At 69.0% G+C, this 1314-nt stretch carries 1 protein-coding gene; it reads left to right on the forward strand.

All coding sequences use genetic code 11. The features are described from left to right. Positions 1-1314 (forward strand): 1,4-alpha-glucan branching enzyme (glgB, locus tag ACZ3TS_RS43025; protein WP_467628730.1); only part of this gene is annotated, 1314 nt, incomplete at both ends.

Here is a 1314-nt window from a genome sequence, read left to right on the forward strand (position 1 = left end):
GTGCACGCGGCGCCGTTCTCGGTGTACGAGGTGCATCTGCCGTCCTGGCGCCCTGGGCTGACCTACCGTCAGCTGGCCGAGCAGCTCCCCGCGTACGTGAAGGACCTCGGCTTCACCCATGTCGAACTGATGCCGATCGCCGAGCACCCCTTCGGCGGCTCCTGGGGCTACCAGGTCACCGGCTTCTACGCGCCCACCGCCCGCCTGGGCACGCCCGACGACTTCAAGTACCTGGTCGACGCGCTGCACCGGGCCGGCATCGGCGTCCTGATGGACTGGGTGCCGGCGCACTTCCCGCGCGACGACTGGGCGCTGGCCGAGTTCGACGGGCGCCCCCTGTACGAGCACGAGGACCCGCTGCGCGCGGCGCATCCGGACTGGGGGACGCTGGAGTTCGACTACGGACGGCGCGAGGTGCGCAACTTCCTCGTCGCCAACGCCGTCTACTGGTGCGAGGAGTTCCACATCGACGGCCTGCGCGTGGACGCGGTGGCCTCCATGCTGTACCTGGACTACTCACGGGAACCGGGCCAGTGGAGCCCGAACGAGTACGGCGGCCGGGAGAACCTGGACGCGGTGGCGTTTTTGCAGGAGATGAACGCCACGGTCTACCGGCGCAACCCGGGTGTGGTCACCATCGCCGAGGAGTCCACGGCCTGGGACGGCGTCACGCGCGCCACGCACCACCGCGGCCCGAGCGGCTTCGGCGGACTGGGCTTCGGGCTGAAGTGGAACATGGGCTGGATGCACGACTCGCTTCAGTACATGAGCCATGAGCCGGTCCACCGCAAGTACCACCATCACGAGATGACGTTCTCGATGGTGTATGCGTACAGCGAGAACTACGTGCTCCCCATCTCCCACGACGAGGTCGTGCACGGCAAGCGGTCCCTGGTGTCGAAGATGCCGGGCGACTGGTGGCAGCAGCGCGCCACCCACCGCGCCTATCTGGGCTTCATGTGGGCCCACCCCGGAAAGCAGCTCCTCTTCATGGGGCAGGAATTCGCCCAGGGAGCCGAATGGTCCGAGGCCCACGGCCCGGACTGGTGGCTGCTGGACCCCGCGTACGGGGCGGAGGCCGATCACCGGGGTGTGCGCGACCTGGTCCGCGACCTCAACGCGGGCTACCGCCACACACCGGCGCTCTGGGAGTGCGACACCGAACCGTCCGGCTTCCAGTGGGTGGTGGGCGATGCCGCCGACGACAACGTGTTCGCGTTCCTGCGCCTCGACGCGGAGGGCACACCGCTGCTGGCCGTCTCCCACTTCTCCCCGGTCGTGCGCCACGACTACCGCCTGGGCGTCCCCGACGAC

The organism is Streptomyces sp. NPDC022910, from assembly GCF_055561075.1.